Origin of the sequence: Rhizobacter sp. (assembly GCF_032229685.1) — a bacterium.
Taxonomy (GTDB): Bacteria; Pseudomonadota; Gammaproteobacteria; order Burkholderiales; family Burkholderiaceae_C; genus LMDS01.
On record NZ_JAVTWP010000010.1, the window covers coordinates 142871 to 161678 of the forward strand.

The 18808-nt window shown below is 65.8% G+C and carries 20 protein-coding genes; 7 read left to right on the forward strand and 13 right to left on the reverse strand.

The window, feature by feature from the left end; all coding sequences use genetic code 11:
- Positions 1-4 precede the first annotated feature (4 nt).
- On the reverse strand, positions 5-1252 hold the full coding sequence (tyrS, locus tag AC30PD_RS04300; protein ID WP_489534402.1) for a tyrosine--tRNA ligase: 1248 nt from the start codon (positions 1250-1252) through the stop codon (positions 5-7).
- Between the two features lie 228 nt (positions 1253-1480).
- Between tyrS and AC30PD_RS04305 the strand changes: the two genes are divergently transcribed.
- Positions 1481-2851, forward strand: a complete 1371-nt coding sequence (locus AC30PD_RS04305) for a M23 family metallopeptidase (protein ID WP_489534403.1) — start codon at positions 1481-1483, stop codon at positions 2849-2851.
- Between the two features lie 43 nt (positions 2852-2894).
- The gene (locus AC30PD_RS04310; RefSeq protein WP_489534404.1) at positions 2895-4004 is read left to right on the forward strand and encodes an anhydro-N-acetylmuramic acid kinase; all 1110 of its coding nucleotides are present in this window, start codon (positions 2895-2897) and stop codon (positions 4002-4004) included.
- A gap of 58 nt (positions 4005-4062) precedes the next feature.
- On the opposite strand, the gene erpA is transcribed toward AC30PD_RS04310, so the two are convergent.
- From erpA to rplM, 5 genes are all read right to left on the reverse strand, one after another.
- Positions 4063-4446 carry an iron-sulfur cluster insertion protein ErpA gene (gene erpA, locus AC30PD_RS04315; protein WP_489534405.1) on the reverse strand — a complete coding sequence of 128 codons (384 nt, stop codon included), beginning with the start codon at positions 4444-4446 and terminating at the stop codon, positions 4063-4065.
- 36 nt (positions 4447-4482) lie between these two features.
- Entirely contained in the window at positions 4483-4878 is a 396-nt protein-coding gene (locus AC30PD_RS04320; RefSeq protein ID WP_489534406.1) for a bactofilin family protein, read from the reverse strand.
- 46 nt (positions 4879-4924) lie between these two features.
- The gene (locus AC30PD_RS04325) at positions 4925-5587 is read right to left on the reverse strand and encodes a DUF6776 family protein (protein ID WP_489534407.1); all 663 of its coding nucleotides are present in this window, start codon (positions 5585-5587) and stop codon (positions 4925-4927) included.
- 166 nt (positions 5588-5753) lie between these two features.
- Positions 5754-6146 (reverse strand): 30S ribosomal protein S9, encoded by a 393-nt coding sequence (gene rpsI / locus AC30PD_RS04330; RefSeq protein WP_489534408.1) that lies wholly within the window; start codon positions 6144-6146, stop codon positions 5754-5756.
- A 9-nt stretch (positions 6147-6155) separates the two neighbouring features.
- Positions 6156-6584: a 50S ribosomal protein L13 gene (gene rplM / locus AC30PD_RS04335; protein ID WP_489534409.1), complete on the reverse strand. Its 429-nt coding sequence runs from the start codon at positions 6582-6584 to the stop codon at positions 6156-6158.
- Between the two features lie 295 nt (positions 6585-6879).
- Between rplM and AC30PD_RS04340 the strand changes: the two genes are divergently transcribed.
- The 3 genes from AC30PD_RS04340 to AC30PD_RS04350 all read left to right on the forward strand — a co-directional run bounded on the left by AC30PD_RS04340 (position 6880) and on the right by AC30PD_RS04350 (position 9676).
- Complete coding sequence (locus AC30PD_RS04340; RefSeq protein ID WP_489534410.1) at positions 6880-7584, forward strand: GNAT family N-acetyltransferase; 705 nt, start codon at positions 6880-6882, stop codon at positions 7582-7584.
- Between the two features lie 152 nt (positions 7585-7736).
- Positions 7737-8576: a DUF2726 domain-containing protein gene (locus tag AC30PD_RS04345; RefSeq protein ID WP_489534411.1), complete on the forward strand. Its 840-nt coding sequence runs from the start codon at positions 7737-7739 to the stop codon at positions 8574-8576.
- 35 nt (positions 8577-8611) lie between these two features.
- The gene (locus tag AC30PD_RS04350) at positions 8612-9676 is read left to right on the forward strand and encodes a serine/threonine protein kinase (RefSeq protein WP_489534412.1); all 1065 of its coding nucleotides are present in this window, start codon (positions 8612-8614) and stop codon (positions 9674-9676) included.
- Positions 9677-9683: 7 nt separating this feature from the next.
- Here the strand turns inward: AC30PD_RS04350 and htpG are convergent, their stop codons facing one another.
- Entirely contained in the window at positions 9684-11564 is a 1881-nt protein-coding gene (gene htpG, locus AC30PD_RS04355) for a molecular chaperone HtpG (protein WP_489534413.1), read from the reverse strand.
- A gap of 175 nt (positions 11565-11739) precedes the next feature.
- On the opposite strand from htpG, the gene AC30PD_RS04360 reads away from it, so the two are divergent.
- Both AC30PD_RS04360 and AC30PD_RS04365 read left to right on the forward strand, forming a co-directional pair.
- Entirely contained in the window at positions 11740-12555 is an 816-nt protein-coding gene (locus tag AC30PD_RS04360; RefSeq protein ID WP_489534414.1) for a HipA family kinase, read from the forward strand.
- Positions 12533-12928 (forward strand): DUF3037 domain-containing protein, encoded by a 396-nt coding sequence (locus AC30PD_RS04365; protein WP_489534415.1) that lies wholly within the window; start codon positions 12533-12535, stop codon positions 12926-12928. The genes AC30PD_RS04360 and AC30PD_RS04365 overlap by 23 nt, the downstream gene beginning before the upstream one ends.
- 16 nt (positions 12929-12944) lie before the next feature.
- On the opposite strand, the gene AC30PD_RS04370 is transcribed toward AC30PD_RS04365, so the two are convergent.
- The 6 genes from AC30PD_RS04370 to AC30PD_RS04395 all read right to left on the reverse strand — a co-directional run bounded on the left by AC30PD_RS04370 (position 12945) and on the right by AC30PD_RS04395 (position 18724).
- Positions 12945-13973, reverse strand: coding sequence for an ABC transporter substrate-binding protein (locus AC30PD_RS04370; RefSeq protein WP_489534416.1), 1029 nt, complete (start codon positions 13971-13973; stop codon positions 12945-12947).
- 80 nt (positions 13974-14053) lie between these two features.
- Positions 14054-15277 carry an ABC transporter substrate-binding protein gene (locus tag AC30PD_RS04375; protein ID WP_489534417.1) on the reverse strand — a complete coding sequence of 408 codons (1224 nt, stop codon included), beginning with the start codon at positions 15275-15277 and terminating at the stop codon, positions 14054-14056.
- A 79-nt stretch (positions 15278-15356) separates the two neighbouring features.
- Positions 15357-16352, reverse strand: a complete 996-nt coding sequence (locus tag AC30PD_RS04380; RefSeq protein WP_489534418.1) for a branched-chain amino acid ABC transporter permease — start codon at positions 16350-16352, stop codon at positions 15357-15359.
- Between the two features lie 5 nt (positions 16353-16357).
- Entirely contained in the window at positions 16358-17227 is an 870-nt protein-coding gene (locus AC30PD_RS04385; RefSeq protein WP_489534419.1) for a branched-chain amino acid ABC transporter permease, read from the reverse strand.
- Positions 17228-17252: 25 nt separating this feature from the next.
- Positions 17253-17966, reverse strand: coding sequence for an ABC transporter ATP-binding protein (locus AC30PD_RS04390; RefSeq protein ID WP_489534420.1), 714 nt, complete (start codon positions 17964-17966; stop codon positions 17253-17255).
- On the reverse strand, positions 17966-18724 hold the full coding sequence (locus AC30PD_RS04395) for an ABC transporter ATP-binding protein (protein WP_489534421.1): 759 nt from the start codon (positions 18722-18724) through the stop codon (positions 17966-17968). Before AC30PD_RS04395 ends, AC30PD_RS04390 begins: the two co-directional genes overlap by 1 nt.
- Between the last annotated feature and the right edge of the window lie 84 nt (positions 18725-18808).

Consider the following 18808-nt stretch of genomic DNA (forward strand, 5'->3'; position numbering starts at 1 on the left):
GTGCTTACGACAGCGTGACGCGGGCGAACTTGCGCTTGCCGACCTGCACGACGTAGGTGCCGGCGCCGAGCTTCAGGCCCCGGTCGCTGATGACGACACCATCGATGCGCACGCCGTTGCCGTCGACCAGGCGCAGCGCCTCGCTGCTCGACGGCGCGAGGTTCGCCTGCTTCAACAGGGCGCCGATGCCGAGTGGCGCGCCGCTGAGAGAAACCGCGTCGATCTGGTCGGGCACCCCACCGCGCGCGCGGTGGTTGAAGTCGGCCTCGGCGGCCTCGGCCGCGGCCGCGCTGTGAAAGCGCGTGGTGATCTCCTTGGCGAGCAGCACCTTGGCGTCTTTCGGGTTGCGCCCACCGTCGACCTCGGCTTTCAGTTTTGCGATGTCAGCCTCGGGCAGGAAGCTCAGCAAGGTGAAGTAGCGCCACATCAGCGTGTCGCTGATCGACAGCAGCTTGGCGAACATGTCGTTCGGCGCGTCTGTGATCCCGATGGTGTTGCCCTTGCTCTTCGACATCTTCTCGACGCCGTCGAGCCCTTCGAGCAAAGGCATGGTCAGGATGCATTGCGGCTCCTGCCCGTACTCGCTTTGCAGCGCGCGGCCCACGAGCAGGTTGAACTTCTGGTCGGTGCCGCCGAGTTCGATGTCGCTCTTGAGCGCGACCGAGTCGTAGCCCTGCATCAGCGGGTAAAGAAATTCGTGAACCGAAATCGGCGTGCCATTCTTGAAGCGCTCGCTGAAGTCGTTGCGCTCCATCATGCGGGCGACCGTGTACTTGGCGGCCAGCTGGATCATGCCGCGCGCGCCGAGCGGGTCGCTCCATTCGGAGTTGTAGCGAACCTCGGTCTTCGCCGGGTCGAGCACCAGGCTCGCCTGCTGGTAGTACGTCTTGGCGTTGGTTTCGATCTGCTCTCGCGTGAGCGGCGGACGGGTGGTATTGCGGCCCGACGGGTCGCCGATCATGGAGGTGAAGTCGCCGACGAGAAAGATCACGGTGTGGCCGAGATCCTGCAGCTGCCGCATCTTGTTCATCACGACCGTGTGGCCGAGGTGCAGATCGGGCGCCGTCGGGTCGAGACCGAGCTTGATTCTGAGTGGCACGCCGGTTGCTTCAGAGCGTGCAAGCTTGGCGATCCAGTCGGGTTCAGGTAACAGCTCGTCACAGCCGCGTTTCGAAACCGCCAGCGCGTGCAGGACGCGGTCGGTCACAGGGTGCGGCAACGGGGCCGGAACTGGAGTGGAAGGCAAGGACATTCGGGGCTTTTCAGGAGATGGGCGCGGAGCCGGGTCGGTATACTTAGCTGCTGCTCCGGACCGGCTCCCGCCCTGCAACGGCGAGCGACGAGAGCGAGGCCATCGGGGCGCCACGATTCTAGTGGACGCCTCCCGGGCCTCAGGGACACACACCGAAGCGCAGGCCCATGTTGCCTGCGCTCGCAGACAGAGCGAATTCGCTCCGGGACAGAATTGAAATCTACGGTCTTGATCGAACGCGCCCTGGCTACTGCGGGCGCACGCACGGGCAGCTTTGTCCGCGCTCACCCGCGCAGCCTCACCGCAGCGGTGATGGTCGCGCTGGCCGGTTTCGGCGCGGCCGCCTTCGGCATCGCACCGATGGTGCCCGATGCGTCAGATCTGCCCAAGCGCCTGGTGACGGAAACCGTCACTCCCGACAGCGTGCAGTCACAACTCGACGCATTGGCCGAACACACGCTGGCGCTTTACAGAACCGACCTGACCCGTTCGAGCGACACCGCCGACAGCCTGCTGAAGCGGCTGAATGTGAGCGATGCCGCGGCCGCCGCCTTCCTGCGCAGCGACCCGACGGCCCGCAAGCTGCTCGAAGGCCGCGCCGGCAAGATGGTTCGTGTGCAGACCGACGAAGCCGGGGCGCTGACCGAGCTGGTGGCACGTTACGCGGCATCGGGGTCCGACGCTGGCGCGCAGTTCCAGCGTTTGCGCGTGATTCGTTTCGCCGGCAAGCTGCTCGCCACCGTCGAGACCGGTTCGCTGGCCGCACAGGTGCGCATGGGCAGCGGCACGATTCGCTCGTCACTGTTCGCGTCGACCGATGAGGCCGGCCTTCCCGACGCCGTGGCCACCCAGATGGCCGAGGTGTTCTCGACCGACATCGACTTTCACCGCGAGCTGCGCAAGGGCGACACTTTCTCGGTCGTGTACGAAACGCTCACCGCCGACGGCGAGCCCATCACCTGGGGCGCTTCCACCGGCAAGGTGCTGGCTGCAGAGTTCGTCAACAACGGCCGCTCTTATTCGGCCGTGTGGTTCAAGGACGGCCAGGGCAAGGGCGCCTACTACGGCCTCGACGGCCAGAGCAAACGCCGTGCGTTCCTGTCGAGCCCGATGGAGTTTTCGCGCGTGACCTCGGGTTTTGCGATGCGCATGCACCCGATCCAGAACGTCTGGAAGCAGCACAAGGGCGTGGACTACGGTGCGCCCACCGGCACACCGATCCGCAGCGTGGGTGACGGCGTGGTCGAGTTCGCCGGGCGCCAGAACGGCTACGGCAACGTGGTCGAGATCCGCCACAGCAACCAGCGCTCCACGCTCTACGCGCACCTGAGCCGCGTCGACGTGCGCAAGGGCCAGCATGTGGAACAGGGGGCGCGCATCGGCGCCGTCGGTTCCACCGGCTGGGCGACCGGCCCGCACCTGCACTTCGAAGTGAAGGTCGCCGGCCAGCAGCAAGACCCGATGATCATGGCCAAGGCCTCTGAAGCCGTGGTGCTCACAGCCGCCGGCAAGGCCGAATTCGCCCAGTTGGCCATCAACGTGAAGAGCCAGCTCGATCTGGCCGACAGCGTCGGGCGCTCGGGCGCTTCTGTCGAGTAACGGCCCGCTCGCGGGCGCCGAGGCCTGCCGTGGCGCTGCCCCGATGACCACGCTCTACATCGGCCTGATGTCAGGCACCTCGCTCGACGGCACCGACGGCGTGCTGGTCGACTTCGCAGCGGACGGGCTCTCGGTGCTGGCGCACCGTCACCGACCGTTCACGCCGGAACTCGCTGCCGAGTTGCTCGCGCTCAACAAATCCGGCTCCGACGAACTGCACCGAGCCGCGCTGACCGGCAACGCGCTGGCGCGTGTGTACGCCGAGGTCGTCGACGCCTTGCTCGACGACGTGCCGCGCGAACGGGTCGTCGCCATCGGTGCGCACGGTCAGACGGTGCGCCACCGCCCGCAGGAGTTCGACGCCACCGGCTACACCGTGCAGTTGAACAATCCGTCCTTGCTGGCCGAGCTGAGCGACATCGACGTCGTGGCCGATCTGCGCAGCCGCGACCTGGCAGCAGGCGGCCAGGGCGCACCACTGGTGCCGGCATTCCACCGCGCAGTGTTCGGCAGGCCTGGCGAAACCATTGGCGTGCTCAACCTCGGCGGGATCAGCAACCTCACCGTCTTGCAGGCCGACGGCTCGACCATCGGGTTCGATTGCGGCCCGGGCAACGCACTGATGGATCACTGGTGTCTGGCCCACACCGGCCGACCCTTCGACGACGGCGGCGCCTGGGCGGCTTCGGGCCAAGTTGTCCAGCCTTTGTTGCAAGACATGCTTGCAGAGCCGTACTTTGCACTGCCTGCCCCGAAAAGCACCGGACGCGACCTCTTTCACCCGGGCTGGTTGAAGGCCCGCCTGCAAGGAACGGCCGCGTCAGTGCCAACGGCCGACGTGCAGGCGACACTCACCGAGCTCACCGCCACGTGCTGTGCGAACGACTTTCGGCGCCATGCCATCGGCGCTCGCGAGTTGCTGGTGTGTGGTGGCGGCGCCTTCAACCAGCACCTGATGCGCCGCCTCGCCGCCCTGCTGCCCGGCGTGGCGGTGTTGCCCACCGACGCCCGCGGCCTGCCGGCCACGCAGGTCGAGGCCTGCGCTTTCGCCTGGCTCGCGCGGGCCTTCTGCGCCCGCGAGCCCGCCAGTCTGGCGAGTGTCACCGGCGCCCGCGGCGCGCGGATACTGGGCGCGCTCTACCCTGCCCGCTGACACGTTCGCCCAGCAAAAAGCCGCCCGAAGGCGGCTTGTGCGGCGAAGCGGTGGCAGCTCAGGCCGAGAAGCTCGAACCACACCCGCAGGTGGTGGTCGCGTTCGGGTTCTTGATCACGAACTGAGCGCCTTGCAGATCGTCCTTGTAGTCGATCTCGGCGCCGGCCAGGTACTGCAGGCTCATCGCGTCGATCAGCAGGGTGACGCCGTTCTTGCTCATCTGCGTGTCGTCTTCGTTGACGATCTCGTCAAAGGTGAAGCCGTACTGGAAACCGGAACAGCCACCACCCTGAACGAACACGCGCAGCTTCAGGTCGGGGTTGCCTTCTTCGTCAACCAGTTCCTTGACCTTGTTGGCGGCGCTGTCGGTGAAGACCAGCGGAACCGGAGGCTCGTCGGAAGGGATTTCGCGGGCTTGAATGTTCTCGGCAACTGCGCTCATGGTCTGGCTCCTTCGGCAACCTGCCGATGGGGCAGATTATCCGGCATTTGACGCGGCGAGTTTGATCGCCGGCTTTTCGTCGGCCTTCAAGGGCCTCAGTTCACCATCAATGGTGGCGCCCTGGTGCATTTCAAGGGCTTCGTAGCGCACGTCGCCCCACACCCGCGCCTTCGGCTGCAGCTCGAGCAACACGCTGGAGAAGACCGGGCCCGTGACGGTGCCACTGATGATCACGTGGCCAGCTTGCACCTTGCCCGTCACGCAGGCGTTTTCGCTGATGACGAGGATGCTGTTCTCTTCGCTCGTGGCGGTCACGTCGCCGCGCACTTCGCCGTCGATGCGCAGGCCGTCGGTGAAGCGGAGCTCGCCCAGGATGACGGTGCCCTCGCCGATCAGCGTGCGGATCGCAGCTTGTTTCTTCTTGCCGAACATGAGGACTCTCCAACGACGCTGGCGACACGGTCGGTCGCGCGCGCTTTTAAAGTTTGACCATCAGCGTGGCCTTCACGCCACCACGCAGATCCATCACCTTGACCGTGGCACTTTTTACCATGGCCAGCGGCGCGTGCTCGATGGCGCCCTCGATCCTCACGTACTGTTTCAGCTGTAGCGCCTGCGGACCGCCAGGCTGTGACAGAGACCACGGTTTGCCGTCGAGCGTACCGGCCAGCGTGATCTCGTAGCGACCACTGAATTCGGGCACGGCCTTGCCCGGCTGCATCACGAGCATCTGATAGCGCACACGCCCTTCGGCCTGCGGCTCGACCTGCAGGCCACGGATGATCAAGCCTTCGCTCGCGCCAGCCGGCAGCAGGCGCTCGAAAAACCCGAGGTCGCCACGCAACGCGAGGTTTTCGGATTCCACGGCCTTGAGCTGCTGCGCCAACCTTTCCTGCACCGTCTTTTCGGTGGTGAGCAGGCTCTGGGCCGTGTTGGCAATCGACACCGCCCCTTCCCGCTCGCCGCGGAGTTGAGCCACTTCCACGCGCAGTTTCTGAAGTTCCTCTTTCGCTCCCCGGTCCAGCCCGGCGATGTCTTTGCCGAACTCGAAAGCCCAGAGCGCGAGCGCGGCCGAGAAGCCGCACATCAATGCGACCAGTGCCCAGCGCAGAGGCCAGGGCAGATGGCTGCGCACGATCATGCGCGGCGCACTGATCGACAAACGACGCCGCAGAAGCTTCCAGCGCATTCGGTCGGGCCTCTCGAGATTCAAAGGGAGCGCGGATTGTAGGAGCGCCCTCCTGGCAAACGCTACAAACGGAAAGGCCGCCCGGAGGCGGCCTTTTGGCAGCGAACTGCGCAGGCGATCAGCGCTTGCTGAACTGCTTGCGGCGGCGTGCGCCGTGCAGACCGACCTTCTTGCGCTCGACTTCGCGCGCATCACGCGTCACGAAACCGGCGTGCTTGAGCGGCGACTTCAGCGCTTCGTCGTAGTCGATCAGCGCGCGGGTGATGCCGTGGCGCACAGCGCCGGCCTGGCCCGATTCACCACCGCCACGCACGTTCACCTTCACGTCGAAAGCAGCGTCGTTGGCGGTCAGCACCAGCGGTTGGCGCACGACCATGATGGAGGTCTGGCGGCCGAAGTACTCGTCGACGGCCTTGCCGTTGACGATGATCTGGCCAGTGCCCTTCTTGATGAAAACGCGTGCCACCGACGATTTGCGGCGGCCGGTCCCGTAGTTCCAAATTCCGATCATGGCCGTTCCTTAAAGCTCGAGCACTTTGGGCTGCTGGGCGGTGTGCGGATGCGTGGCACCGGCATACACCTTCAGCTTCTTGACCATGGCGTAACCGAGCGGGCCCTTCGGGAGCATGCCTTTGACGGCTTTCTCGATGGCGCGGCCGGGGTGCTTGGCCTGCATGTCCTTGAACTTGGTGGCGTGAATGCCGCCCGGGTGACCGGAGTGGCGGTAGTACACCTTGTCGTTGGCCTTGTTGCCGGTGACGCGGATCTTCTCGGCGTTGACGATGACGATGAAATCACCGGTGTCGACGTGAGGCGTGTAGATGGCCTTGTGTTTGCCGCGCAGGCGGAGGGCGACTTCACTGGCCACCCTTCCGAGAACCTTATCGGTCGCGTCAATCACAAACCACTCGTGCGTCACTTCGGCCGGTTTGGCGCTGAAGGTTTTCATGGGAGTCGGTCTGGGTTGGTTTGTCAGCCCCACAGCTCATCGCTGGGTTGGTTCACCGGGCTCGGCTCTGCTTCTTGAAAGTGGCAGACTCTCGCTCGGTGCGACGCAGCCGTCTCGCTGACCGCATCGCTTTCCCGGGGGCGTACTTCGGGAAAGCCTTCAAGTATATCAAAGTCGGAAGCGTCACACGCAGTTCGCGCACAGCCCTCTTGGCATGCGCACCTAACCGATTCACGTAGACTGGGGTTAACCCTAGACGAAAGGCCTCTTCATGGGCATTCCAGTCGACCCTTCCATGCACAACACCAAAGTCCCCCCCGTGGCAACAGCCGCCAGCGCACCCGACGGGCGCCCGCCCGTCAGCTGGTCGTGGGTGCCGATCCGTTCGCTCGGCCCGCGCCATCGCGAGCGCATCACCGCCCACCTGATGGCGCTCGATGTGAGCGATCGCTATCTTCGCTTCGGCTACCCGGCGACCGACGCCCAGATGTCGAAATACGTCGACATGCTGGATTTCGAACAAGACGAGGTGTTCGGCATCTTCAACCGCCGGCTCGAACTGATCGCCATGGCGCATCTGGCGCACGCCGGGGTCGCGCCCGTGGCCGGGCGTCCGGCCATGTCGGAGTTCGGCGTCTCCGTGCTGCCGCAGGCTCGCGCCCGCGGATTCGGCCGCCGCCTGTTCGAGCACGCGATGCTGCATGCACGCAACCGCGGCGTGGAGATGCTGTTCATCCACGCCCTGAGCGAGAACGTGGCGATGCTGAAGATCGCCCGCCGCGCGGGCGCCACCGTGGAGCGTGACGGATCGGAATCCGAAGCGTGGTTGAAGCTGCCGCCAGACAGCTTCGCTTCGCACGTCGGCGAAATGGTCGAGCAGCAAGCGGCAGAGCTCGACTACCACCTCAAGCGCAGCGCCCGCCAGGTCGGTGAATTCCTCGGCGCGATCTCGGAAGTGAAAAACTCACTCGGCAAGGCAGCCCACATCGCCGAAGAGTGACAACAACGACACACGCCGGTCACGCGGCTGTGGTTACGCCACCCAACTTGGGGATGGCGAATGGTGCTTCGAGGGACTGACATCCGCTACAGTTTGTGCTCGGGCTCGTCTTCCAGACACCGCCCACGGCTTCACGAACCGCGTTGTTCAACATGCAAACCTCCTCGTGGCTCGCCGCGTTGGCCGCTCTGATGGTGCTCGGACTGGGGCTGGTCGCCTGGCTTTTCAGGTCCAGACAGCCCAAGCCGCGGCCGGCGTTGCCGACCGAATGGGCCCTGACTGCCCGCCCGGTCTTCTCGACCGAGGAGCGTCGCGCCTACCGCTTGCTGCGTGAGGCGCTGCCCCACCACATCGTGCTGTCCAAGCTGCCGCTGGTGCGCTTTTGCCAACCCAACGACCCGAACGAAGTGCGCTACTGGTTCGATCTGCTGGGCACCAGCCACGTGGCCTTCGCGATCTGCAGTGCGAACGGCCGCGTGCTGGCGGCGATCGACCTCGACACCGACCGCGCCACTTCGCGGCGCCTGATGCAGATCAAGCAGTCGGTGCTCGGCGCCTGCCGCGTGCGCTACCTGCACTGCTCGGTCGACAACCTGCCTTCGGTCGCGGAACTGCAGTTGCTGGTGCCGAGTGTGGGCGCGCCATCGCGGGCGCCGCAACCGGTTTCGCCCGCCGTCAATCTGCACCAGGCGCGTGACACGCTGGCCAACACCGTGGCCACACGGCGCGCCGAGCGCTCGTCGCTCTGGCAAGACTCGACGCTGTTCCAGGACTCCTTCTTCGCCCCCGACAGCCAACGCGATTCGATGGGCAACAGCGAGTTCTCGCCGCTCTCTGCCCCCGAGTTGCCCAGCCCGGCCCCGAGCGAACGGCCACGCTCCGGCCCGAGCCGGCCGAATGGCCTCTCCGCGTCGTCACGCGCCACTGACGACGACGCGATCGGCGGCACCGTGGTCGACGTGCTGCGTTTCAGCGCCACCAGCCGCCACTGACGAGAACCAAGGGCGCGGCGCGTACGATCCGCGCCATGACCCCAACCGAACCCGCACGCGCTTCGCTCGACGCGCCTTACGCGGACCTTCACCCCGATACCGTTCTCGACGCACTCGACGCCGTCGGCCTGCGCGGCGACGGCCGGCTGATCCAGCTCAACTCCTACGAGAACCGCGTCTTCCAGGTGTTTCTCGAAGACGGCCGCGTGGTCGTCGCCAAGTTCTACCGGCCGGGCCGTTGGAGCGACGCGCAGATTCTCGAAGAACACGCGTTCGCCGCCGAACTGGCAGAGAACGAAATCCCGGTGGCCGCAGCGTGGCCGCTCGCGCTCGACCTTCAGTCTGGGCGCCGGGCCGACACCACGCTCAAAGGGCCGACGCTGGCGCAATGCAGCACCGAACTCGGGAGCTACCGTTTCAGCGTCACCCAGCGCCTTGCCGGCCGAGCGCCAGAGCTGGAAGACGCCGGCACGCTGGAATGGATCGGCCGCTTTCTCGGCCGCATGCACGCGGTCGGCTCGCGCAAGCCATTCGAACACCGGCAAACCCTGAGTCCGAAGACGTTCGGTTTCGACAACCGCGACTGGCTGCTCGAACACGACATCGTTCCGCCCGACGCCTTGCCGGCATGGCGGGTCACCGTCGATACCGCGCTCGCTGCCGTGCAGCAGGCCTTCGAGAGCAACGGCGCACCTCGTGTGCTGCGCCTTCACGGTGATTGCCACCTCGGCAACGTGCTCTGGACGGCCGACGGCCCGCACTTCGTCGATCTCGACGACGCTGTCACCGGCCCGGCCACGCAAGACTTGTGGATGCTGCTCTCGGGTGACCGCGCGGCGATGACACGCCAGCTCTCCGCCGTGCTCGACGGCTACGAGAGCTTCATGGACTTCGACTGGCGCGAACTGCGTCTGGTCGAGCCGCTGCGCACGCTGCGCATGATTCACCACAGCGCGTGGATCGCGCGTCGCTGGAACGACCCGGCGTTCCCGGTCGCCTTCCCGTGGTTCGACAGCCCCGCCTACTGGGCCGAACAGACCACACGCCTGCGTGAACAAATCGAGGCCATGGCCGAGCCACCGCTCGGCGGCATGGCCTGAAGCCGGCTCAGGCCACCAGCAAGGCGTTGACGCGCTTCACGTAGGCAGCGGGGTCTTCGAGCTGCCCACCTTCGGCCAGCAGCGCCTGGTCGAACAGGATGTGCGCCAGGTCGTCGAAATGCGCGTTGCCATCGAGCCGCTTCACGAGCGCGTGTTCGGCATTGACTTCGAGCGTGGGCAAAGACTTCGGCGCGCTCTGCCCGGCCTGCTTCAGCAAGCGCGCCAGGTGGCCGCTCATGTCGCCTTCTTCCACCACCAGGCAGGCCGGTGAATCGACGAGGCGGGTGGTCACACGCACGTCTTTCGCACGATCCTTCAGGGCTTCTTTCAGCTTGTCGAGCACGGGTTTGAACGTGGTCGCGGCCTCTTCAGCCTGTTTCTTCTCGGCTTCGTCCTGCAGCGTGCCGAGGTCGACTGCGCCCTTGGCCACGCTTTGCAGCGCCTTCCCTTCGAACTCGTGCAGGTGGCTCAGCAGCCATTCGTCGACCCGATCGATCAGCAGCAGCACCTCGATGCCCTTCTTGCGGAAGATCTCGATCTGCGGGCTGTTCTTCGCGGCGGCCAGACTGTCGGCAGTGATGTAGTAGATGGCTTCCTGGCCTTCTTTCATGCGCGCCACGTAATCAGCGAGCGAAACACCTTCGTCGGCGTGGGTGGTCGCGAAGCGCAGCAGTTTCGTCAGGCGCTCCTGGTTGGCGTGGTCTTCGCCCACGCCTTCTTTCAGGACCACACCGAAGTCTTTCCAGAAGGCGGCGTAGCGCGCCCTTTCAGCCGCGTCTTCGTTGTCGGCCAGGCCTTCGAGCATGGCCAGTACCCGCTTGGTCGAGCCTTCGCGGATCGCCTTCACGTCACGGCTCTCCTGCAACAGTTCGCGCGACACGTTCAGCGGGAGGTCGGCACTGTCTATCACGCCCTTCACGAAACGCAGGTACACCGGCATCAGCGCTTCGGCGTCGTCCATGATGAAGACACGCTTCACGTAGAGCTTCACGCCGCCGCGCTTGTCGCGGTTCCAGAGATCGAAGGGCGCCTTCGCCGGGATGTAGAGCAGCTGCGTGTACTCGCTGCGGCCTTCGACACGGTTGTGCGTGTAGGCGAGCGGCGCCTCGGTGTCGTAGCTGATCTGCTTGTAGAACTCGGCATATTCCTCGGCCGTGATCTCGCTCTTGGAGCGTGCCCACAGCGCCGCCGCCTTGTTGACCGGTGACCATTCCTCACGCGTGACCTGCTTCTGCGCTTCGGCGTCCCACTCTTCCTTCTGCATCAGGATCGGCAGCGAGATGTGGTCGGAATACTTGCCGATCACCGACCGCAGCTTCCAGCCGCTCAGAAACTCTTCTTCGCCTTCGCGCAGGTGCAGCGTCACGCTCGTGCCCCGCTGCGCGCGCGTGATGCTCTCGACCTCGAAGTCGCCGCTGCCTTCGGAGCTCCAGCGCACGCCCTGATCGGCCGGCAGGCCGGCGCGCCGCGACTCCACGCTGATGCGGTCGGCCACGATGAAGCCGCTGTAGAAGCCCACGCCGAACTGGCCGATGAGCTGGGCGTCTTTCTTCTTGTCGCCGTCGAGGGCCGCCATGAACTCGCGCGTGCCGCTCTTGGCAATGGTGCCCAGGTTGGCCACCGCCTCGTCGAGCGACAGGCCAATGCCGTTGTCGGCGATCGTGATCGTCTTCGCTTCGGCGTCGAAGCTGACCCGCACCTCGAGGTTGGGCGCGTCCTCGAACAGCGCCGCGTCGTTGATCGCCTCGAAGCGCAGCTTGTCGCACGCGTCAGAGGCGTTCGAGACCAGCTCGCGCAGGAAGATTTCCTTGTTCGAGTAGAGCGAGTGCGTCACGAGGTGCAGGATCTGCTTGACCTCGGCCTGGAATGAGAGGGTCTGTTTTTCCATGATCGTGTGGTGTCGTGCCGAAGGGATGCGGAGTCAACTCCGGGGAGTCGAGAGTGAGGGCGGCTTCCGCCGATTCAAGAGCACCGGCCTGCCGCCGCCGGAGCAGCCTTCGATTATCGCGGGCCCGCGGTGGCTCGGCACCGGTCGGCCTGGCCGGCTGCATCAGAATGCGGCCATGCCCTTGCGAACCATCGATGTCACACGCTACGTCACGCCGCTGCGCGAAGGCGGCTCCTTGCCGGCCATCGTCGAAGCCGACGACGACGGCCTGTACGTGCTCAAGTTCCGCGGTGCCGGCCAGGGCCCGCGCGCGCTGATCGCCGAGCTGGTGGCGGGTGAACTTGCCCGCGCGCTCGGCCTGCCGGTGCCCGAGATCGTGTTTGCGCGGCTCGACTCCGAGCTCGCGCGCACCGAGCCCGACCCCGAGATCCAGGACCTGATCCGCGTCAGCGCCGGCCTGATCGACGGCATGCTCGAGAGCAGCACCGGGCTGAACCTCGCGCTCGACTACCTGCCCGGCTCCACCACCTTCGAGCCGGTCGCCTTCCAGCCCGACGCCGAACTGGCTTCGCGCATCGTCTGGTTCGATGCTTTCACGAGCAACCTCGACCGCACGGCACGCAACACCAACATGCTGGTGTGGCACGGCAAGCTCTGGCTGATCGACCACGGCGCGGCGCTTTTCTTCCACCATGACTGGCGCGACTTCATGGCGCGTGCCACCAGCCCGTTCGCCTTGATCAAGGACCACGTGCTGCTGCGTTTCGCGAGCCGGCTGACTGACGCCGACGCGACGATGTCGCAACAACTGAGCCCCGCCCTGATCGAATCCGTCGTGGCCCAGATCCCCGACACCTGGCTCGAAGACGAGCCCTCGTTCGCCAGCAAGGCCGAGCACCGCGACGCCTACGTGCGCTACCTCACGCGGCGCCTCGAAGCCCCGCGTGCATTCTTCGAGGAGGCCGTTCGTGCCCGCAGCCTGCACCTATGACTACGCGGTGGTGCGCGTGGTGCCGCGGGTCGAACGTGGCGAGTTCGTCAATGCCGGCGTGATCGTGTCGTGCGCGGCGCAGAACTTCCTGCGCGCCCACATCGAGCTCGACGAGGCCCGTTTGCTGGCGCTCGACCCGCATGTCGACCTGCCCGGCATCCGCGCCGCGCTCGCCGCGCTGCCGCTGGTCTGCGAAGGCGGCGACGCGGCCGGCGCGCTCGGCCGCCTGTCAACGCGCGAGCGCTTCCACTGGCTCGTGGCGCCACGCAGCACCAGCATCCAGACCTCGGCCGTGCACACCGGCCGTTGCACCGACCTGGCTGCTGAAGCCGAGCGCCTGCTCGACCGCATGGTGCGGCCGCGCGCCGGCTGACGACGACGCCGCCGCTTCAGCGCGGCAGCGCGTTGACCTCTTTTTCCCAGCGCTCGATCAGGCGCCGCCGTTCGGCCGCCTTGCCGTACTTCTGGAAGTCGTACTTGATCAGGCGCACCGCGTCGATGGTCGGGATGCGCGGGTCGGGCTTGAAGGTCTTGTTGGCCGGCAGCTGCAGCGAGTTCGCACGCGCGCCGATGCTCTGGCCGGCCGGGCTCATCAGCCAGTCGTAGTACTTCTTCGCGGCCTCGCGGTTGCGCGAGCCCTTGATCAGCGCAATGCCACCCACTTCGTAGCTCGTGCCTTCGCAGGGCGCGCCGCTCTTGACCATCTTGAAGCCCTGCTGGCGTTCGTTCTCGAAACCGAAGATGAAGCTCACGCCGATGCCCACCTCGCCCTTGGCCACGCTCTTGGCCTGGGCCTGGCCGCTGCGGGTGTACTGGGTCACGTTGCGGTGCAGCTTCTGCAGGTAGGCGAAGGCCGCGTCTTCGCCCATCAGCTGCACCAGCCCGGCAAGGATGGTGTAGCCCGTGCCGCTCGAACCCGGGTGCGAGGTTTCGATCTCGCCCTTGTAGCGCGCATCGAGCAGGTCGGCCCAGCACTTGGGCGCAGGCAGGCCCTTCTTCTTCAGCACGTCTTCGTTCCAGCCGAAGCCGATGGCGCTGGTGTAGAAGCCGCCGACGTAGTTCTCGCTCATCGCGTACTGGCGCACCGCCCAGCCGTGCAGGTCGTCGAGGTAGGTCGGCCGGTAAGCGTCGAGCAGGCCGACTTCGGCGGCCTGCAGGAACGGGTCGCCGGTGCCGCCCCACCACAGGTCGGTCTTCGGGTTGGCCGCTTCGGCGCGCAACTGCGCCAGCGCTTCGCCGGTGGCCTTGTGAACCTGCAGCACCTTGATACCGGTCTGGGCCTGGAATTCCTTGGCCGCCAGCTCGCACCAGCTCTGGTCGGTGGCGCAGATCGCGACCACTTGCTGGTTCTGCGCCAGCGCGGCGCCGGCCCAGCCGAGCGCGAGCACGACGACCGCACGCACGAGAGATTTGTTCATGGAAAAGCCCCGCCCGATTCGATGCTGCGCATTATCGAATCGAGACGGGGCCGGGCGCCCGCCGGGTCAACGATGTTTCTTCAATCGCCGGTGCTGAGCACGTCGCCGAAGCCCTGCCACTGCGTGCCGGTGAACCTGGCCAGCTGGCCCTGCTTGACGAGGAAGAAGTCGGTCGGTGTGGTGTTCAGCGCCATGCCGGTCAAGAGCAGCGGCAGCTTCAGGTTCTTGATGTTGGCGGCCTGCTTCATCACGTTCTCGCGCGTCAGATCGTTGCCGCACTGCTTCAGGATCTGCACCATGGTCTGCGCCGTGAGGTAGGCGTACAGGTTGGTCGCGTCCTTCGGGTCGCCTTCACGGTAGTAGCGGCCCATGAAAGCGCGCCACTCGAGCATCGCCGGGTCGTCTTTCCACTGCGGGTCGTTCGGGTCCTTGTAGTACTGCAGCGTGAGCAGGCCGACCGATTTGTCGAGGCCCGCCGGCGTGAGCACCGAGCCCACCGACGCGCTCACGTTGTTGACGATGTGCAGCGGCTTCCAGCCCGAGTCGAATGCCTTGCGGATCGCCTGCGCGCCGAACTTCGGCGTGGTGATGTTGATGAACGTGTCGGCACCCGAACCCTGCAGCGTCACGATCTGCGAGTCGACCGTGGGGTCGCTGACCTCATAGGTCGCTTCGGCCACGATCATCTTCGCGCCGGCCGCACCCAGGCCGTCTTTCACGCCCTTCAGCACGTCTTTGCCGAAGTCGTCGTTCTGGTACAGGATCGCGATCTTCGCGTTCGGCTTGGTCTTCATCAGGTACTTCGCGTAGATCGCACCTTCGGCCTGGTAGCTCAGGTTGAAGCCCAGCGTCCACGGAAAGTTCTTCGGGTCGGCCCACTTGGTGGCGCCGGTGGCCAGCAGCAGGTGCGGCACTTTCTTGCCGTTCACGTACTTGTGGATCGCCGAGTTGCCCGGCGTGCCCAGGGTCTGGAAGAGCGCCAGCACTTCGTCCTGCTCGACCAGCTTGCGCACCTGCTCGACCGTCTTGGGCGGGCTGTAGCCGTCGTCGAGGCTGATCAGGTTGATCTTGCGGCCGTTGATGCCGCCGGCCTCGTTGATCATCTTGAAGTAGGCCTGGTGCAGCTTGCCGATGGTGCCGTAGGCCGAGGCCGGGCCGCTGTAAGGCATGGTCTGGCCGAGCTTGATCTCGGTGTCGGAGGCCCCCGGCCCGTACTTCTTCTGCGCCGATGCGGGCGCGGTGACGACGGCGAGCGTGGCCGCGATGGCCAGCAGCGAGACACGACGCTTGAGACTGAATTTCATGATGGCTCCTTCAATGTCATCAACACACACTCGGCGCGGCAGGGTCGCCGTGGACCGGACGAAGAAACAAGACCGACACTCAACGCTGCCGCCGCTGGCGCAGACGACCGGCAGCGATGCGGATGAACCCTGCCACGCCGCTGGGCATGACGTACATGAACACGATCAGGAAGATGCCGTAGATCGCCCAGGGCGCGGCCTTCGAGATCTGGTCGGCCACGTTGGGGATGAACTGGATGAACAGCGCGCCCCAGATCGCCCCCGAGATCGATGCCAGCCCGCCGATCACCACACCGACCACCAGCGTGATCGAGAGAAAGATCGTGAAGGTGTCGGGCGCCACGAACTGGATCGCGATCGCGCCCAGCGCGCCAGCGATGCCGGTGTACATGGCCGACACGCCGAAGGTCAGCGACTTGATCATCGCGGTGTTCACGCCCATCGCCTGCGCCGCGATCGGCTGGTCGCGAATGGCCACCATCGCCCGGCCGATGCGGCCACGCAGCAGGTTCCAGCCGATCAGGAAGAGGATCAGCAAGGTCACCAGCGCCACGAAGTACAGCCACTGGTCCTGCGAGATCGGCAACCATTCCGGCGGGTCGGGCTTGACGATCACGATGCCCTGCACACCGCCGGTCCAGTGTTCGAAGCCCTTGAACTTGAGGATCTGCGGCATCGCCACGCCGAGCGCGAAGGTCGCCAGCGACAAATACAGGCCCTCGAGGCGCAGCGCCGGCAGGCCGAACAGGAACCCGGCCACCAGGCACACCGCGCCGGCCGCCGGCAGCGTGGCCCAGTAAGGCACACCGAACTTGTCCATCAGGATCGCCGCCACGTAGGCGCCGATGGCGTAGAAGGCCCCGTGGCCGAGCGAGATCTGGCCGTTGTAGCCGGTGAGCATGTTCAGGCCGAGCAGCGCGATCGCATAGACCAGCACCAGCGTGAACTGGAAGACGCGGTAGTTGCTGATGAGAAAGGGCAACACGCAGGCGCCGACCAGCAGCAGCGCCAGGCCGAGCACCTGATTGCGGCTCAGCGCCGCGCGCGCCGTCTTGGGGGTGGTGGTGTTGACCATGCCGCTCAGACCCGGGTGACGTGCACTTTGCCGAACAGCCCCGAAGGCCGGATCACCAGCACACCGACGATCAGCACCAGCGCGACCGTGAGCTTGAGTTCGGTGCCGAGAAAGGAGCCGACCACGTTCTCGAGCACGCCCACGATGAACCCGCCGAGCACCGCGCCGCCCGGGCTGTCGATGCCGCCGAGCAACGCTGCCGCAAAAGCGTAGAGCAGGATGCCCGCCATCATGTTCGGCTCCAGGAACACGGTGGGCGCCACCATCATGCCGGCGATCGAGCCGATCGCCGCCGCCAGGCCCCATCCGAGCGCGAGCATCCAGCCCACCCTCACGCCGACGAGCCGGCTCGACACCGGGTTCTGCGCCGCCGCGCGCATTGCCAGGCCCAGCGGCGTGAAGCGGAAGAACGCGAACACCAGCATCAGCACCACGAGCGTGATGCCGATCGAGCCGAGTTCGTGCGAAGACACGTAGGAATTGCCGAACAGCGGCGCCGCGGGGAACGGGCTCGGGAAGGGCTTGATCGTGTACGAGAAGATCCAGCCCGCCAGGCTGTTCATGATCACGAGCAGGCCGATGAAGACGATCACCACCGACAGGATCGGAGCGTTCTCGACCGGCTGCACGATCACGCGCTCGATCAACACGCCGAGCGCGAAGGCCACCGCCACGGTGATGAAGAACGCCGCCCAGTACGGCATGCCGGCCTGAATGAGGCTCCACGAGATGTAGGTCGAGAACATCGCCAGTTCACCCTGCGCGAAGTTCACGAGGTGCGTGGCCTGGTAGATCATCACCAGGGCCAGTGCCACACTGGCGTAGATGCCGCCGGTGGCAAGGCCCGAGAGCACCTGGTGCAGAAGGACGTTCATGTGCTTCAGTACCCGAAGTTCATGTTCAGTACCCGAGGTACGAACGCCGAATCGCTTCGTCGTTGCGGATCGACTCGGCCGTGCCCGAGATCACCACACGCCCGGTTTCGAGCAGGTAGGCGGTGTCGGCCAGCTTGAGCGCGAGGGCCGCGTTTTGCTCGACCAGCAGCATGCTCACGCGGTCTTGCTGGTTGATGGTGCGGAAGATCTCGAACAGCTCCTGCACGATCAACGGCGCCAGGCCGAACGATGGTTCGTCGAGCAGCAGCAGGCGCGGCCGCAGCATCAGCGCGCGCGAGACCGCGAGCATCTGCTGCTCACCGCCCGACAGCAAGCCGGCCTGCTGGCGAAAGCGCTCTTTCAGGCGCGGGAAGTAGCCGAACATGCGCTCGAAGTCGGCCGCCACCTCGGTCTTGTCGCTGCGGGTGTAGGCGCCCAGGCGCAGGTTTTCTTCGACGCTGAGGTTCACGAAGGTGCCGCGCCCGTCGGGCACGTGGGCCACGCCGGCGCGCACGATGCTTTCGGTCGCCTTGCCTTCGATGCGGTTGCCAGCGAGGCTGATCTCGCCTTGTGTCTTCACCATGCCGCAGACCGCGCGCAGCGTGGTCGTCTTGCCGGCGCCGTTGGCACCGAGGATGGTCGTGATGCCACCTTCTTCGACGCTGAAGTCGATGCCGTGCAGAACACGCGTCGGGCCGTACTGCGCGTGCAGGCCGCGCACCTGGAGAATCTGCGCCATCAGCTTTCCACCCCGAGGTACGCGCGAATCACGTTCTCGTTGGCTTGCACTTCGGCCGGCGTGCCGTCGGCGATCACGCGGCCGAAGTCGAGCGCCACCACCTTGTCGGAGACACGCATCACCATGTTCATGTGGTGCTCGACCAGCAGCATCGTGAGCTTGAGCCGGTCGCGCACGTCGCGCAGCTGCTCCATCAGCACGCCGACCTCTTCGTGGTTCAGCCCACCGGCGGGTTCGTCGAGCAGCAGCAGCTTGGGGCGGCTGGCCAGCGCACGCGCCAGCTCCACACGCTTCTGGGTGCCGAACGACAGGTCCATCACGCGCGTCTCGGCCACGCTCTGCATGTCGAGCAACTCGATCAGCTCGTCGGCGTGCTCTTGCAACGCGTCTTCTTCGCGCTTGACCTGCGGCAGTCGCAGCGCATTGGCGAAGAAGCCGCTGGCGGTGCGGCAGTGGCCGCCGAGCATGATGTTCTGGCGCACGGTCATCGTGCGGAACAGCGCCAGGTTCTGAAAGGTGCGGCCGATGCCCAGCGCGGCGATGCCGTGCGGCGGGTGCTCGACGACCGAGCGGCCCTCGAACAGGATCGACCCTTCGTTGAACGAGTAGAGCCGCGAGAGGCAGTTGAACAGCGTGGTCTTGCCCGCGCCGTTCGGGCCGATCAGCCCGACGATGTGGCCGGCGTTCACCGAGAACGACACCTTGTCGAGCGCCGTGATGCCACCGAAACGCACGGTCACGCCGTCGACGCGGAGCAATCCTTCGGTGGACGCGGCTGGTGCGATCTTCGACTCCCTGAGGTTGGTGCCTGTCACTTTGGTGACCGCCTGGATCACTTTGAC

Bases quoted from the DNA above. Each gene is read 5' to 3' on its own strand.
- tyrS (WP_489534402.1), bottom strand. From the start codon at position 1,252: ATGTCCTTGCCTTCCACTCCAGTTCCGGCCCCGTTGCCGCACCCTGTG.
- AC30PD_RS04310 (WP_489534404.1), top strand. From the start codon at position 2,895: ATGACCACGCTCTACATCGGCCTGATGTCAGGCACCTCGCTCGACGGC.
- erpA (WP_489534405.1), bottom strand. From the start codon at position 4,446: ATGAGCGCAGTTGCCGAGAACATTCAAGCCCGCGAAATCCCTTCCGAC.
- AC30PD_RS04320 (WP_489534406.1), bottom strand. From the start codon at position 4,878: ATGTTCGGCAAGAAGAAACAAGCTGCGATCCGCACGCTGATCGGCGAG.
- AC30PD_RS04325 (WP_489534407.1), bottom strand. From the start codon at position 5,587: ATGATCGTGCGCAGCCATCTGCCCTGGCCTCTGCGCTGGGCACTGGTC.
- rpsI (WP_489534408.1), bottom strand. From the start codon at position 6,146: ATGATCGGAATTTGGAACTACGGGACCGGCCGCCGCAAATCGTCGGTG.
- rplM (WP_489534409.1), bottom strand. From the start codon at position 6,584: ATGAAAACCTTCAGCGCCAAACCGGCCGAAGTGACGCACGAGTGGTTT.
- AC30PD_RS04340 (WP_489534410.1), top strand. From the start codon at position 6,880: ATGCACAACACCAAAGTCCCCCCCGTGGCAACAGCCGCCAGCGCACCC.
- AC30PD_RS04345 (WP_489534411.1), top strand. From the start codon at position 7,737: ATGCAAACCTCCTCGTGGCTCGCCGCGTTGGCCGCTCTGATGGTGCTC.
- AC30PD_RS04350 (WP_489534412.1), top strand. From the start codon at position 8,612: ATGACCCCAACCGAACCCGCACGCGCTTCGCTCGACGCGCCTTACGCG.
- htpG (WP_489534413.1), bottom strand. From the start codon at position 11,564: ATGGAAAAACAGACCCTCTCATTCCAGGCCGAGGTCAAGCAGATCCTG.
- AC30PD_RS04360 (WP_489534414.1), top strand. From the start codon at position 11,740: ATGCCCTTGCGAACCATCGATGTCACACGCTACGTCACGCCGCTGCGC.
- AC30PD_RS04370 (WP_489534416.1), bottom strand. From the start codon at position 13,973: ATGAACAAATCTCTCGTGCGTGCGGTCGTCGTGCTCGCGCTCGGCTGG.
- AC30PD_RS04375 (WP_489534417.1), bottom strand. From the start codon at position 15,277: ATGAAATTCAGTCTCAAGCGTCGTGTCTCGCTGCTGGCCATCGCGGCC.
- AC30PD_RS04380 (WP_489534418.1), bottom strand. From the start codon at position 16,352: ATGGTCAACACCACCACCCCCAAGACGGCGCGCGCGGCGCTGAGCCGC.
- AC30PD_RS04385 (WP_489534419.1), bottom strand. From the start codon at position 17,227: ATGAACGTCCTTCTGCACCAGGTGCTCTCGGGCCTTGCCACCGGCGGC.
- AC30PD_RS04390 (WP_489534420.1), bottom strand. From the start codon at position 17,966: ATGGCGCAGATTCTCCAGGTGCGCGGCCTGCACGCGCAGTACGGCCCG.